This window comes from Halomicronema hongdechloris C2206 (genome assembly GCF_002075285.3).
Classification (GTDB): Bacteria; Cyanobacteriota; Cyanobacteriia; order Phormidesmidales; family Phormidesmidaceae; genus Halomicronema_B; species Halomicronema_B hongdechloris.
In genome coordinates this window covers 4878160-4892424 of sequence record NZ_CP021983.2, presented here as the reverse complement: position 1 = coordinate 4892424, position 14265 = coordinate 4878160, and the positions used below count along the sequence as shown (strand labels likewise).

Genomic DNA, 14265 nt, shown 5'->3' with positions numbered 1-14265 from the left:
ACTCACTGCTATTCATGTTATCTTCATGCCTGTGGGCCTACCACTTCGCAAACTCTTGCCATTTTGTCGTTTTCTAAAATCCCAACCGAACGACAGCCATCAATCACCTGCCACAGTCCTATTGAGCGACGGTTTGCTCTTCAGCCTGCCGCCCCAATTGGAGAATGTCATTGGCGATGCTCCTTTGGAGCGGCTACGCCAACGCCTGAGCGTTTGTATTTGGGAATTTCCAGATGGGCAACCTACCCCAAAATTGACAACCAATGCCCTGAGTAATTTACCGTCCGAATTGGCTGCTTTAGAGCATTTGAAAGTGCTGAATCTAAGCGGTAACCCGTTAGGACAGTTGCCAGAGATTATTTTTCAACTCAAATCACTCACAAAACTCAACGCGATCGCCGTTAACTTATCTGAGATTCCCGAGAGCCTCGGCCAGATCGCCAATCTCACTCAGCTTAGGCTCGATAGCAATCAAATCACGACGATACCCGAGTGCATCGGCCAGCTCATTGAGCTAGAAAAATTAGACCTTGAGAATAACCAAATTGGTAATCGACCAGTGGGTATTAAGCCGCAAGTGAGTCCCGCTCTTGTGTATTAGGAGTTTGCGGCAATAATGAAGGAGCCGGTTTCCCCTCACGGGCTGCCCGACAGGCCTCAGTCATGTACTCGAGGATACTGCGATTTTGAGAACGTAGTGTTGCTATCACCGTCAGCATTCGAGCCACAAAGGTACTGCCGGCCTTCGTCTGGGAGCCAAAACTAATGCCTCTCCAGATGACCGCTGGTCGCAACGCTCGCTCAGAATCATTATTAGTCGGTTCCACCCCCTCCACTGTGATAAAGAGCCAGAGGGCCGGTTCCACCGTTAATAAGCGTTGACAGGTGCGCACCGTTTTCGCCAACGGCGTCTTCTCTTTAGGGCCGATGGCATAGCTAGCGCCTTCGGTGAGCAGGGCCTTCACCTGCTCGCGAATCGGCTTCACCGCCTCGATAAACTGTGGACGCGCTAAGGTGCCATCTCGAACCTGATACCAGAGCTTAAATAACGCCTGTTCTTGCTCGAGCAGCGCCTCACCTAAACCTTGAGACACCCCTGTGCGCTCGGCAATTTTGGTGAAGTCTCGTTTCAAGTGCGCCCAACAGAGCTGCCGACGCTCCAAGGCCACCCAGGTGTAGGCGCTGTGGCGATCTGAAATCAAAATGCCATCGAACGTTGCGCCTAAGAGGGCCTGGGCGGACTGTTGGGAGTGATGGAGAAACACCTCAAAGACGCTCACCCAGGGCGTCACCACCACCCAGAGCCAACCTTGACGTCCCTCAGGATTGTGACCATCCACATTGCCTTGGGAAAAACTGGTTTCATCTGAGCCCACAATCGGTTGTTGGCGAGCATAGGTCTTGGCGACCTCGACCGGTTCAGCCACCGCCTCGCTGGCTTGTTGGCGCAGATTATTGACACTGCCCAGGGCTATTGGGAGGCCGAATAAATCGGCCATGGCCTGTTGCACCAGGCGCTGTGAGGGCGATACAGACTACTGAGCACACCGACCGTAGCGACGACTCGAGGCCCATAAACGTGACTAGAAACACCGGTTGGCAATTTGGCACGAGTCCGATGACCACACTGGGGACAGACCCGTTGGTGCAAGCGATATTCCTTCACTTGAGGGACGACCGGTGGCATCTCCACGGTTTGATGCCGATAGGGATTCGGGTCTTCTCCGCTCAAGGCCGCACCACAGTTGGCGCAGGTCTCGGGATAATGATCGCTGATAGTCTCACACGCCTCAGGCGCAAACAACCGGCGATGGTGGCCGGGATGGCCGGGGTGACCGCCTCGGCCTCGACCTCGGTTGCGGCGACGACGACGGGGCTCGACCTGCGGCGGGTCGGATGACGGGGGTTGCGATGAGTTGGTTGAGTTCCGGTTGAGTTGCTCTTGCAGCAACTGCATCTGCGCTTGCATGTCCTGGTATTGATGCTCTAACTGCACCAGGCGCTGACTCAACTGGCCAACCAGTTGCTTGACGCTGACTGGAGTGCGCTCCCAGTCTTCTAAAGGAATTCCCTCTGGCTGATTGAGATATTGCTCATCCATAGTTCCTTAAATTACCAGAGGATGACCATGGCCGGATTTCACATTCCTTTACGCCTCACGTGAACGTTTACCCAAATTGAAACTTGCCCTGATTGACTCGAAGAGTTACCCCAACTCAAAATTTTGGATCTGCGCCGTAATCCCTTACCCTTTCCACCTGCAATTCTGGGACCAAGCAACCTCACTGAAGCCGACCGGCAGAACTGGGAAATTTCCGCCTCGCGATGGCCCTTAAGGGCCGGTCTAGCCCCTCTGGGGCGACTACGTCAACGACCATCGCCTGAGAATCTGAAGGCGCTCTATCAAGCGCGGCGATCGCAACCGTCGTTAATCCTCAAGCCCAAACATCATCGGGAGTCGAACTATGATGAGTGATTCAACCTTCAAAATCACCCTGGGCGCACTGCTGGTGGTGTATCTATTGCTGTTTATTTCAGGGCCTGCCACACCCTGGCGGCAATCGTTCACGTTTGATGTGGCTGAGATTGTCTGTATGGCCTTGTCACTGGCCTATCTGTACGAGTCCATCAAAGCTCGCCGGGGTGTCGGTATGGTGCAGGCGCGAAAAAAGTTTGAGCAGAACTGCATTCTGTATGCGATCGCAGGGATTGCCTTAAAGGTGATCTCAAATTCTCAGTTTGTGACCTAGTTGAGGTAATTTTAAGCAGTTTGATGGGGCACTTTAGCGAGAAATTCCGGTACTGTCATCGTGGCTTATTGATCCACAACTGCGGTCAACGCTTCGACCTCACTAAGGGAACGATGCCGGGTGCTCTCTAAACTCTCGCTCATACTGACATCATTACCATCGTAGACCACTCACAATTCTTAATGTTCCGGGGTTGTTCACCAACGCTTTAGCTTCGCGGCAATATCCTTATCCGTTTTAGCATCGGTTATGAATTATTTCTTGTGACATCGTACTGCTCCCTTGAGGCTCTTTAGGGAAGGGGATTCTGAAATAGACAATCAGTTCGTGGCTCAGCGATTGAGAGGAGTTGCCGCTGCGCAACTATTTGGGTGAAGCGGACGTAATCGGGTTGAGCGACATGAACGACTAGCATCTTGGCCCAGTTATACAGCGCTTCCAAGGCTGATGAGGTACACCCAATCCTGACAGACAAGGATTACAGCCCCGTATTCGCACCTCACTAGAGCGGGAAACGCTGTAGCAGAGGAAAAACGGGTCTTCCGGCTAGGGTATGCAATACAGCCCTGAAAATCGCTAGAATCCTTACGGCGCAGGATTTTGCGGCATTCGTGACTCTGTTTGAGTTTCTAAGACCTACAAGTATTTCTACATAAGGGATTCGAGGTTTTTAGTAATGCAGTCAGCATAGTTTAGTCCAAAGAGCCGGAAAAATTCTGGTCGTTAGTGATCTGACAGTCCTAACTGTCTAATTTATGGTTCTTAACGGGACAGTTAGGGCAAGATTGCGCACCAATGTATCTGTAAGTGGTACCGATTAAATAGTTCAGCTATACTTGGTTCGTTTGCACTAACCAAAGAGATCTGTCAGCATGGCTCTTCCGGGTCTGAGGTTGAAATGGTGTAAGAGGCTACAAAATGCCTTGTGGGAAACGGCTGAAACCTATTGGCTGCCCACTATAAGTTTGCCGGCTATCCACATAAAACGGGACAAAATTGAGTTCAAATCGGCTAAGTCCCTTGTAGGCTGTAACCCTTGTCTTGTAGGCTGTCCCGCCTTAAATTGGTAGCCGTTTGCCTTATCAGCACAAAGTCAGGAGAGCCGTCAGCATTAATCGTGCCTAAGAAAATCGGGAAACGAGACATCACTGGTCAAAAAGGCATTAATGTCATCGAAGAAATTGTCCTTGAGATGGGTTTTCTCTGGTATCCAACAGGGGGTGTAGAAGCAGGCATTGATGGGTTTATTGAAATTCGCGATGATGTAACCGAAGAAGTCACAAACTCAATAATTCAAGTTCAGGGAAAAGCCACAGAGCAAAAAAACTTTTATCAGAAAACGATTCTAAATTCGAATACCAATGTGGACAACGAGACTTAGAGTATTGGCTCCAGGGTAATGCACCTGTAATTTTGATTATTGTCCGCGTGCCAGAAAGAGAAGCCTATTGGATTTCAGTCAAAGAGCACTTTAGGCATTCCGAACGGAGGAAAACGCGCAAAGCATTATTTGATAAGCAAGCCAATCGTTTTGATGGTCGTGTTCGAAATGCCTTAATTGAGCTCGCTGTGCCGCGCGGCTCTGGCCTATACTTAGCACCTCGCCCTAAGAAAGAAGAGCTTTACTCAAATCTCCTTAAAGTCTCTCAATTTGGAGAGAAACTCTACACCGGATACACAATGACCGAGGATGAGTCTAGGGCTTATACGGATCTCTTAAAAATTGGGCAAACCTTAGGGCGAGAATGGATTCTTGACGGTAATTTTATCTTGAGTTTCCATAATCTCCGTCATCAGCCTTGGTCTACAGTTTGTGATGCAGGGACTGTTGAGGAACATGACGTAGAAGAATGGTCACTTTCGAGTATGCGGGAGCGACATCATCAATTTGTCTGGTTGCTGAACAATACGCTCCGTGAAAAAGTAAAGGGCGATTTGCTATTTGATCGAAAGAAAGAATGTTACTACTTTAAAGCGACACCAAATTTATCTGTCCATACATATTATTATCAAAGTCTTGCAAAGAAAACGCACCGCGATGTTTTTCTTGCCTATAAAAAGAAAAATTCAGAAGAAATAGCTTACTATCGCCACTCTGCATTTATAGGGCAGTTTTTACGGATTGACTCTAGCTGGTTTTTAGAAATAACACCAACTTATTTTTTTACCAGAGATGGGTGTACTAGAGACAAGTACGACCAAGAGCATTTATCAGGCATTAAGCGGCTTGAGAAGAATTCTGCAGTGTTTGGTCAACTAATAATGTGGGTTGAGTATTTATCTACATCACCACAGGGGGAACTATTTCAATTGCCGTATCCATTTTTAACTTTCAGCAAGCTCGAAAAATTTAATATTAATGTTGGCATCGATGACGCAATGTGGATTGGCAGCGAAGACGCTGAGTCGTCTGCTTTATTATCCGATGACCTGAATGAATTACCACTATTTCAATTAGACAATGAAAATTGACTTTCTATCGGAGCCAGAACTAGAGTTTGGTAATGGTGGTCGGCATATCGACATTCGTTTTGGTATGATGCACCACAAACCTTTGGATTATGGTACCGCCTCAGCGCCGAGCGAGATAAAGCTAGGCGTTGTTGGATCATCAGAGACAGTAGAAGGATTAGAGTCCTGGCTAGATAAGTGCAAGCAAGGTATAGAAGCTAAGAAAAGCAAACAGCCTTATCTTTTTCCAGAATTTCCAGGCTTTGGAGAAATAGAAAGTTTACCAACAAATATAAGTGTAAATTCACGAAGAAACGCCATCATCTCAAACAAAGCGATCGATAAACTTCTGGAGAACACAGATCGAAATTTATTAATTAAAGAAACCGTTGATGCGCTTATCGAAGAATTGAAATATATCGATGAAAAAACAGGCCCAGATGTTTTGATTTGTGCTTTGCCGCAATCCTTGCTTGAGCGCATGGATGAAGATGAAGCAGATTATGCGTCTCAAGCATCCACAAAATCGCAAAGATTTGAAAAATCAAAAGCCATCAGCTTAGATTTTCACGATTTATTTAAGGCAAAAGCAATGGCCTTGCGCAAACCAACTCAGGTTGTTCTACCTTCAACGATCAACTTAGCCAAAAAGCCTAAAAAATCAAATCGAAGGAAAAATAAATCGCTTCAAGATGAGGCAACACGTGCTTGGAATCTTTATACGGCGCTTTATTACAAGGCATTAGGGACGCCATGGCGCTTAGTTCGAAGTGCGCAAGATTTAGCAACTTGCTATGTCGGGATTAGTTTCTATAGGACTTTAGACCGTTCAAAGTTATTAACCAGTACTGCTCAAATCTTTAATGAGCGTGGAGAAGGGGTCATTTTAAGAGGCGGACAAGCAGAAGTAACAAAAGATGACCGCCAGCCTTATCTTCCTGCCACTGATGCAGCAGAATTACTTGCTAATGTTTTATCTCTATATCGACGGGAGCATCGAAACTTACCCGCACGCATCGTTTTGCACAAAACCTCACGCTTTATTCCAGAAGAGTTCGATGGTTTTCAAGACGCGCTAGACAAACACGGCATTGATACAGCAGAATTTATTAGCTTTGATAACCGTTCAGGCACACGTCTATTCCGGAATGGTAAGTATCCGCCCCTAAGGGGAACCTTACTGAGCCTGGATGAGCAAACCGGAGTTCTCTACACGCGCGGTAGCATCGACTTTTTTTCCACCTATCCAGGTATGTACGTTCCACGTCCCCTCAAATTTCGTTGTGAGAGTACAGAGGATACACAGAAGAATTTAGCGCAGGAAATTTTAGCTTTAACAAAAATGAACTGGAACAACACGCAGTTCGATCGCGGAGAGCCCATTACTATTCGGGCAGCAAGGCAAGTAGGCAGTATATTGAAGTACATCGGCAAGGACGAACCTCTAGAATTCCACTACCGTTTTTATATGTAGGCCCTAAAGTAGCGGTTAATCAGTAAATTGGAGCGAGGTGGTTCATTTGTTGTTCATCGACCTCGGTCTGGTGTCGATACCATAACAAAGATGTCTCAAGGCGTTCGAGCTTCAAATTGAATCGTCCCACTAGCCGCAATGAGGTCAATCCCAATGAATTCGGGGTGGATCTGTTTGAGGGATCGGGCTCTCACACTTTGGGCATCTTCCCGTGAACAAGGGATGGGTATCGAGCAGTTCTAATCGTTGAGCGTTAGTCAACCTCTGGATAGGGTCAAGAATTAGTTCATCGGCATAGTAGCTAGCGTCTTCTGGTTGCCACGGTTCATAGAAAGCAAGTGATTCTTCCTCACTTCGCAATGAGTCGGGTACAAAGTCAGGGCAAGTGGGCGTCTCGACGCCTTTAGGATGATTAGCACATACTAGGTAGAGCGTATGACTGTAGAAACGGCAGCGATCGCAGCAGTCAAGCTTTGGCATGAATTCGAGAGTGGCAAACCCTTGCTGTCTAGCATTCTAGTCAGGCTAGATTCGACTGGAGAGGCCTTTTCCTTGGTATTTGCGTTAGCTAGAACAGAAATACTAAAAAAACGGTAATGTGGGCTTCTCAGCTCGATGATCAGGGATATACTACATACAAGGCATTCTGGCAGCGCCATGAAACTACTGGAGCTAAAAGACAAAGTTTGGAAAGCCTGGAAGCTTTTCAACGATGCCAGTGGCGTCATTACCCAAGAAGTGACGTTCGTTCAAGACGTAAAGCGTTTTGGCGATCGCCGCTACAAGGCAACCTGGATTAGAGCGCTGGCGCAGTTCACCGCCCAAGCCAGTTATGAAAGCTGCCTGGACGCTTACATGCTGGTGCTAGACAACTTCAATTTCACAACTAATCGTTGGGACTACGAGTATCGGCATGAGATTCTGGATGCGTTTCTGGCCTATCCAGATGCGCTCGACCTGATCCGAACGGGTCTAGAACAGCTCTTTTCGTCTGAATTTGCCCCCCGTGAGCGTGAGGAAGCAGATGGGTTTTTTGAACTGGTGGAAGAACGAAGCCAGCAGCCAGGAAGAGACGGCCTCCCAATTAGACTTGATTGGCGACTCCCAAGTACTAGCTCCGCAGCGTAAACGAGTCGATGGAGCGATCGTCAATAAGCGATTCACCCAGTCAATTCGGGACAACGGTGGTGCTGGGGATGTGTTTCAGCGTTCTGTTGTTGAAGAAACCCGAGAGCTGTTCGACTGCACCGTTAATGAGCTATATCGCGAAACGGGCGGCAAGAAAGGGCGTCGGGAGACGTTGCCTCAAGCAGCGCAAGAAGCCTACATGGTGAATGAGAGCTTGGCGGCTAACGAATTGGAGCGGCAGATTGGCACGATTGGCGGGGATAGTCAAGATGAGGTCAATGACCAGATTGTTGGATCAGTCAGGCAAACCTCGAAGAATACTCGTCGTTGGCTGCCTTGGTAATTTTCTCTATCTTCTTTACTGATCACATATAGAAAGAATATTCAGAGCGAACGGTCATTTCTGGCCCGACTTCCTTCAAGATGTCTCCCACACGCCTCGAAAAAGCCAAAGTAATGGGCTCTCCGTCTGAGAAAGCCGCATTATTGACATTCATCTTGGTAAGGGCAAGTAACTCAGTGGCAAGTTCGCGCGGACCGCTGTCACCATGCCGGGCTCTGCAGGAATGAGTATGCTGGTGTAGTAGATGCTATACCGTATCGCTATGGTACCTCTCTTGAGTGAACTCTTGGGGTTGTCTGGCATTGATGTGGAGTCATACCAGGAGAGCGAGGATGGCTTGATTCTGGAGGTAGAAGCGCACAGGGACACAGCAATCTGTCCTCGCTGCGGGACTTTGAGCCACCACCTCCATCAGAATCATGGCTACCTGGTGCGTGACCTACCCATCAGCCATTACCGGAAGACCTGGTTACGGGTGAATCGCCGCCAGTTTAAGTGTTCGACCTGCGGTAAACCCTTCAGCGAGGAGCTGGAGTTTGTCGGCGCGCGTCGGGTGTACACGGACCGGTATGCCGAGGTGGTGGTGAGTGAGGTGATTCATAGTAATACGGCTAATGTGGCGCGACAGCACGGGTTGAGCGAAGATATCGTCTGGTCCATGGTGGAGTATGTCAGCGAAAAAAAGTCTGTATTGACTTGAGTGGATTGCGGCGGTTGGGCATCGACGAAATCGCGCTACGTAAAGGTCACAAGGACTTTGCTGTGGTCTTGAGTGACCTCGATACTCACAGGCTGATTGGGATGGCTCCAGCGCGGACTCATGCGGCGATTGAAGCCGTGCTCAACACCTGGGGTGCCGAAGTGCTCTCAAACATTGAAGAAGTCAGCATGGATCTCTCCGGCAATTACCGGGGCTTAGTGCATCGCCTGATGCCTCAAGCCGAGATTGTGGCCGACCGTTTCCATGTCATGAGTCTGGTCAATCAGGAATTGAATCAAGCCCGTAACGCCCTCCGGCGGACACCCGAGGCTTTAGCCGAGGGCGTCACTCCTGAGGCGGCTAAAGCAGCGCTCAAATCCAGTAAGTATGCCCTCCTCAAGCCAGAAGCCCATCTCACCAAGACCCAGCAGGACAAGCTCGTTGAGGTCAAAGCTGTTTCGCCGAAACTCGCCTTGATGCATCAGACCAAAGAAGCCTTTAGGACTCTATTTGAGGCTCAGTCTTGGGCTCAAGCCCTGCCGGGTTTCCTGGGCTGGATGGGAACCGCGCAATCCCTCTACCCCGAGGCTGTGGCAACGATGAAGCGATGGTTTGGCGAAATCCTCCAGTACTTTGAACACCGCACCACAAGCGGTGTCGTCGAAGGCATCAATACTCGCCTAAAGTTGATCAAGCGCTCTGGTTACGGGTTCACCAACTTTGAGCGATTTCGGCTCCGCTGCCTCATCTGCTGGCATTTTTCTCCTGCTGCTGCATAATTATCCCAGGAGAGCCCCATGCCGCTCAATAATGGCCCAAGGTTCTGGTACGTGAACACCGGGGTATGTCTCAAAATAAGGTGTGAATCCGTGCGTGTAGATGATTGGCAATGAGTCCTTGGGGTTGCCCCGCAGGATAATACCCTGACCTAGCAATCTACAGGTTTAGAACACCACCAGAATGCTCTTCTTCCTCAGCTCTCGATAAACTCAGCGAAGATTCCAATCACGGAGCTTGAATCAGGCAGGGTTTTAGGTCAGCAGGAGGCAGCGATGGGAATAGCCCCTATCCAACTTTTTTAAATCGATAGGGAAAGGCTATAAATCAGGTAGCCGTAACTGAAGACCGATAGCTCTATGCCAGGTGCTCTCCGCTTCTTACATCAACGCTGGCTGCTGTGCTGCCAACGTTCATGCCTGATGGGACTTTTCAGTGCGGCATTGACGGCGAGTTTACTATTGGGCTCTGCCAGCTTCATGGCATCTCAAGCTGAGTCTTGGGCAACTCCAGAGGCGCTGCAGTCATCGATCGAGGAGCGGGCCATCAATCACGCCAATGCTGGGGAGCAGATGTACCATGACTCTGTTTATGAGGAGTTCAAGGACAACTCCCTCGGCTGGGATCGCTTAGAAATTCTAGACGTCTACGAAGCCAAGTTCACTGAAGAGAGAGAACGGCTCAAGAGTGACCTCAAGGAGTTTTTACCTCTCAATTGGCTAACCGGTGGAATCTTGCTTTTGTTAGGAGCCCTGCTGACCTATATCAGGGATCGAGTTTCCGCTGGAGTGGAGGCTATTGGGAATTGGCTGTACCGACGAGTTTCAGGCAATCCGTTACTTCGTAATTTGGCCCTGCAGAAGTACCGTAATTATCTGAAAGAACATCTGAAACATTTGGATACGCCGTTCAAAATAGAGCCACCGCTGGAGATGGCAGCGGTGTATGTGCCGCTGAAGGTGAAGGAGTGGTCAGAGGCCCCTAACCACCCAACGGATGCAACCGACATTTATCAGGCGCTGAGCCAGCAAAAGGGGCTGAAGCGGCTGATGGTGACGGGGCCACCGGGGTCGGGAAAGTCGGTGCTGCTAAAGCACATTGCCTTTACCTACGGCAACGATGCGCTGGATTTGCCGGATAATCCGATTCCGGTGCGGCTGGAGCTAAACACCCTGACCGGCCCGGACCTGGATGAAGTCAGGTTTGTGAAACGGCTGGTGAAAGTACTGGAAGATAGCAACTTTCCCAACGCCAAAAATTTTGTGGCCCAAGGACTCCAAAAAGGCAAGCTGCTGCTGCTGCTGGACGGGCTGGATGAGGTCAGCAGTCAGGTGCGCCCGCAAGTGGTGAGAGTAATCAATGAAGTACTGAGAAAGTACACCTGCCCGGCGGTAGTGACCTGCCGCACCGCTGTGTATAACCACGAGTTTGATCTGGTGCTGAATCGCAACCGGCTGGAGGTGGATGAGTTTAGCGATCGGCAAATACGCCAGTTCTTGCAGGCATGGGATGCCAGGATGCCCCCTGAGAAGTCAGTTGAACAGCTCATGCAGGAGCTACAAAATCGACCCAAGATCAAAATCCTGGCCCAAAACCCACTACTGCTGACCATCATCGCCGGCCTCTACACCGAGGCCAGGTTCATCCTGCCCTACTCCCGCACGAAATTTTATCAGAGAGCCACTGGCTTTTTGTTGGAACAGCGGGACCAAGAGCACAACATTCCCAATCAGTATCCGATGCGGGATAAGTGGTCGGTGCTCCGTAAGCTGGCCCTGGCTATCCAAGACACGCTCGACCCCAACAACCCAGATCGCCGCAACATTCCCTACACTACGGTGCTAAGCCTGATCAACCAAACATTACCGGTTCTCAGTCCCAAGACCGACGATGCAGACTCCATCCTGGAAGAAATCGTCAGCCGCAGTGGGCTGTTGCAGAAAGTAGTCATGGATGATGGTGATGAGTGCTATCGGTTTGCACACCTAACACTGCAAGAGTTCTTCGCGGCGAAAGCGCTCATCAGCGAGGATGACGCCCTGGTAACACGGTTTCAACAAGACCCGACGGCGTGGCGAGAGGTGGTGAAGCTGTGGTGCGGTATGGCTAAAAATAGTACCCAACTAATTCAGCAGGTGTATGAGCAAGATGCCCTGACAGCCTTTGAATGTTTGGCGGATGCTCAGACGGTGGAGCAGGATCTTGCCGACCAAATCGTGACTCACATGATGCAAGATTTATATCGGGCAACAACCGATGATACAGTGGCCCGCGCCTTTGGCACGGTGGCGGCAGATTCGCGCCCCCAAAGCCAAGGTCAGAAAGTGTTCGCGCTACTGAGCCAGCGGCTAGAGACAGAAGCTGGAGATGTCTTTAAGGCAGCGGCAGTTTCTCTATCGATGACAAATTTGCCCCAGGCGGCTGAAGTTCTGGCGACCCAGTATCGCCAAGATCCCCCAGCGATATCAGAGGCGTTGATTCGCATGGGTGACGTGGCTGTACCGGATCTGGCTAGGCTGGCCCAGAGCGATGATCTAGAGGCGGTGGCTGCCCTGCACAAAATTGCCACTCCTGAAGCCGCTAAAGCATTGATACCTTTGCTATGGCGTCCAGAACCAGCCCTGCAAACCTCTGCAGCCTGGCGACTAGCTACCCTGTTGCCACGCTTCGGGATTGAGGCTGCCCTGAAGACCTATGATTTGTCTGCTGCTATAAAAACTGATGACTCTATTCAAACCCCTGAACAAGCACAATCGCTGTCATGGGTGTGGCTTCCCTTTGAGGAGTCGGGCTCATCTGCGATGCCTGTGATCGCAGGACGGATTGCGGCAATACTTTCAGTATTACTGGCAGAAATCCACTCGAGGCTACTGGACTCAGAGGACTGGAAAGAGGTTGCAGACCCTCGTATTATCATTCCACTCTGTGCTATCCATTTGAGACCCACTGGGAGTATAGGAAGAACGCCTACAAATAAAGAAGAGCTTAAAATCCTTGTCGATAGAGGCTTTGATCAAGCTAAATTCAAGAATACAGCATTTGGAAAAATGGCGGTAGTAGTTCGAGAGTCTCGAAATTCATTTTGGGGCATTCAACTATCAACAGAGAGCCAGGAAATTCTAGATAAATTGATAGGGAATACCAGATCGAATGATGCTGGATCTAATAATGAAAGGATTAAACGATGGCTGATTCTCCTATCTGGAGTTAAGCGGAACTTACAGGCTGAGCTATTATATCGCCTCACTGATAATTACCGTTTGCCAAATGACCAAGATTGGGCACGGATCTTTGAGCCTGCCCAGACATACCAATTTGCTCAAAGCGTCCACTATTGGTTGATTTTAGGCATTGCCCTTTTTGCCTCTGCAGGAGCCGTTGCCCAGGTATTCTCAGAAATGGTGCAACAGCCCGAGCGTATCATGAATGGTCTACTGGCGCTGTCCATTGTGGTGGTGCTTGCTTTTTGGATAGCGCTATGGCAAGGAATGGAAGCACGGCTAGAACCTTTGATATTCAGGCAGTTAGGGCCGTTCGGGGTTGGAACCTTTACCCATGCAATCCAAGCACTGAGAACAAATGCTTCATTTTGGAAAAGCATGACCCTATTTCAAAAGGCCCTGACCTCGAATTCTATGTTTGGGGTTGTATGTGGGGTCGCAGTTGTGGGTGGGGTTTTGACTATAGCTGTGGCTGCTGGGGCTGGGGCTGGGTTTAATGCTTGGTGGGCTATGGCTGAGGTTGTAGCCATGGCTGGGCTCACAGCTATGACTGGGGCCAATACTGGCTCTTGGTGGGATAGGGCTTCTTGGGCTATAGCTATGGTTGCGGTTTTGGTTATAGGGTTTTGGGCTGATGCTGCTGATAATATAGCTTGGATTGGGGCTTGGGCTATGGCTTGGGTTGTGGCTTCAGTTGTAGCTATGGTTGGGGCCTCGCTATCAGGCTATGGAGCCGCTTTGCTCAGCGAGATTTATACGCTGCAAGGCAAACAACATAGCTCAATTCCAGGCTGGAAAAAGGGGGTTGCGTTCTTCGCCTTTCCTTATTTCTGCTGGTTTCCGATTACGGCCATATTCTCCTTTCTGGGGCTACGCAACCTGCTGCACTCTCTCAACTGGGGCAACTGGGGGCTGGCGGCTGTCATCTGGCTTAGTCTCTTCAGTTTTTGCAGCGGTCTCTGGGTTTACGGTCAGCGCAAGGAAAGAGTTGCCAGCAATCCGCTGCAAGGCATCTTAGATGAAGACTATCCGCAGTATTTGCCGCGATCAAACCAGCGCCGCAGGCGAAAAAAACTGTAGCCTTGTCTCTGAATCAAGAAACGATAAATCAACCGCAGGTCTATTGTCGCTTTTCCCATAAATCAATGCGGCAAGTCATGCTCTATCTGCTGCAGATAAGATCTGAGTGGGTTAGCAAACCTCATTCATCTTGCCGGAGAATCGTCACACCTTTGAGGTGCTTCGGCTGTGGGTTGCATGGCCTGATGTTCCAGGGTTTCCCAATGCGGAGAATCGTCACACCTTTGAGGTGCTTCGGCTGTGGGAGCAGCCATTGGAGGTGTTCTTAAGAGCTACCAGGATTGTTGCCCTTTGCTGTGCTGAGTCAAGTGAGCGACCGATCGCAGGCGCTGTGACAGGTG

The 14265-nt window shown here is 49.7% G+C and carries 9 protein-coding genes and 2 pseudogenes; 10 read left to right on the top strand and 1 reads right to left on the bottom strand.

Features of this window, described 5'->3' with window-relative positions:
• The first annotated feature begins 121 nt into the window (after positions 1 to 121).
• Entirely contained in the window at positions 122 to 601 is a 480-nt protein-coding gene (locus XM38_RS22275; RefSeq protein WP_187329509.1) for a leucine-rich repeat domain-containing protein, read from the top strand.
• Here XM38_RS22275 and tnpC read toward each other — a convergent pair.
• Positions 567 to 2101, bottom strand: a pseudogene (gene tnpC, locus XM38_RS22270) (IS66 family transposase). The gene XM38_RS22275 and the pseudogene tnpC overlap by 35 nt on opposite strands.
• 123 nt (positions 2102 to 2224) lie before the next feature.
• On the opposite strand from tnpC, the gene XM38_RS22265 reads away from it, so the two are divergent.
• The 9 genes and pseudogenes from XM38_RS22265 (at position 2225) to XM38_RS22220 (ending at position 13924) form a co-directional block, all read left to right on the top strand.
• Complete coding sequence (locus XM38_RS22265; RefSeq protein ID WP_137455206.1) at positions 2225 to 2476, top strand: hypothetical protein; 252 nt, start codon at positions 2225 to 2227, stop codon at positions 2474 to 2476.
• Positions 2466 to 2750 carry a hypothetical protein gene (locus tag XM38_RS22260; protein WP_137455205.1) on the top strand — a complete coding sequence of 95 codons (285 nt, stop codon included), beginning with the start codon at positions 2466 to 2468 and terminating at the stop codon, positions 2748 to 2750. The genes XM38_RS22265 and XM38_RS22260 overlap by 11 nt, the downstream gene beginning before the upstream one ends.
• A 1192-nt stretch (positions 2751 to 3942) precedes the next feature.
• Positions 3943 to 5222: pseudogene (locus tag XM38_RS22250) on the top strand (DUF4365 domain-containing protein).
• Positions 5212 to 6675 carry an argonaute/piwi family protein gene (locus XM38_RS22245; RefSeq protein WP_080811274.1) on the top strand — a complete coding sequence of 488 codons (1464 nt, stop codon included), beginning with the start codon at positions 5212 to 5214 and terminating at the stop codon, positions 6673 to 6675. The pseudogene XM38_RS22250 and the gene XM38_RS22245 overlap by 11 nt, the downstream one beginning before the upstream one ends.
• Positions 6676 to 7332: 657 nt before the next feature.
• A complete protein-coding gene (locus XM38_RS22235) occupies positions 7333 to 7803 on the top strand; it encodes a hypothetical protein (protein ID WP_225889386.1) in 471 nt (156 codons plus the stop codon).
• Complete coding sequence (locus XM38_RS22230; RefSeq protein ID WP_225889385.1) at positions 7766 to 8146, top strand: hypothetical protein; 381 nt, start codon at positions 7766 to 7768, stop codon at positions 8144 to 8146. Before XM38_RS22235 ends, XM38_RS22230 begins: the two co-directional genes overlap by 38 nt.
• Before the next feature lie 262 nt (positions 8147 to 8408).
• The gene (locus XM38_RS26550) at positions 8409 to 8846 is read left to right on the top strand and encodes a helix-turn-helix domain-containing protein (protein WP_202978832.1); all 438 of its coding nucleotides are present in this window, start codon (positions 8409 to 8411) and stop codon (positions 8844 to 8846) included.
• Between the two features lie 14 nt (positions 8847 to 8860).
• Positions 8861 to 9625, top strand: a complete 765-nt coding sequence (locus XM38_RS26545; RefSeq protein ID WP_202978833.1) for an ISL3 family transposase — start codon at positions 8861 to 8863, stop codon at positions 9623 to 9625.
• Positions 9626 to 10102: 477 nt separating this feature from the next.
• Complete coding sequence (locus XM38_RS22220; RefSeq protein ID WP_187329508.1) at positions 10103 to 13924, top strand: NACHT domain-containing protein; 3822 nt, start codon at positions 10103 to 10105, stop codon at positions 13922 to 13924.
• The last annotated feature ends 341 nt before the right edge of the window (positions 13925 to 14265 follow it).

Coding starts and splice junctions, on each gene's coding strand:
- XM38_RS22235 (WP_225889386.1), top strand. CDS start 7,333: ATGAAACTACTGGAGCTAAAAGACAAAGTTTGGAAAGCCTGGAAGCTT.
- XM38_RS26550 (WP_202978832.1), top strand. CDS start 8,409: ATGGTACCTCTCTTGAGTGAACTCTTGGGGTTGTCTGGCATTGATGTG.
- XM38_RS22245 (WP_080811274.1), top strand. CDS start 5,212: ATGAAAATTGACTTTCTATCGGAGCCAGAACTAGAGTTTGGTAATGGT.
- XM38_RS22220 (WP_187329508.1), top strand. CDS start 10,103: ATGGCATCTCAAGCTGAGTCTTGGGCAACTCCAGAGGCGCTGCAGTCA.
- XM38_RS22260 (WP_137455205.1), top strand. CDS start 2,466: ATGATGAGTGATTCAACCTTCAAAATCACCCTGGGCGCACTGCTGGTG.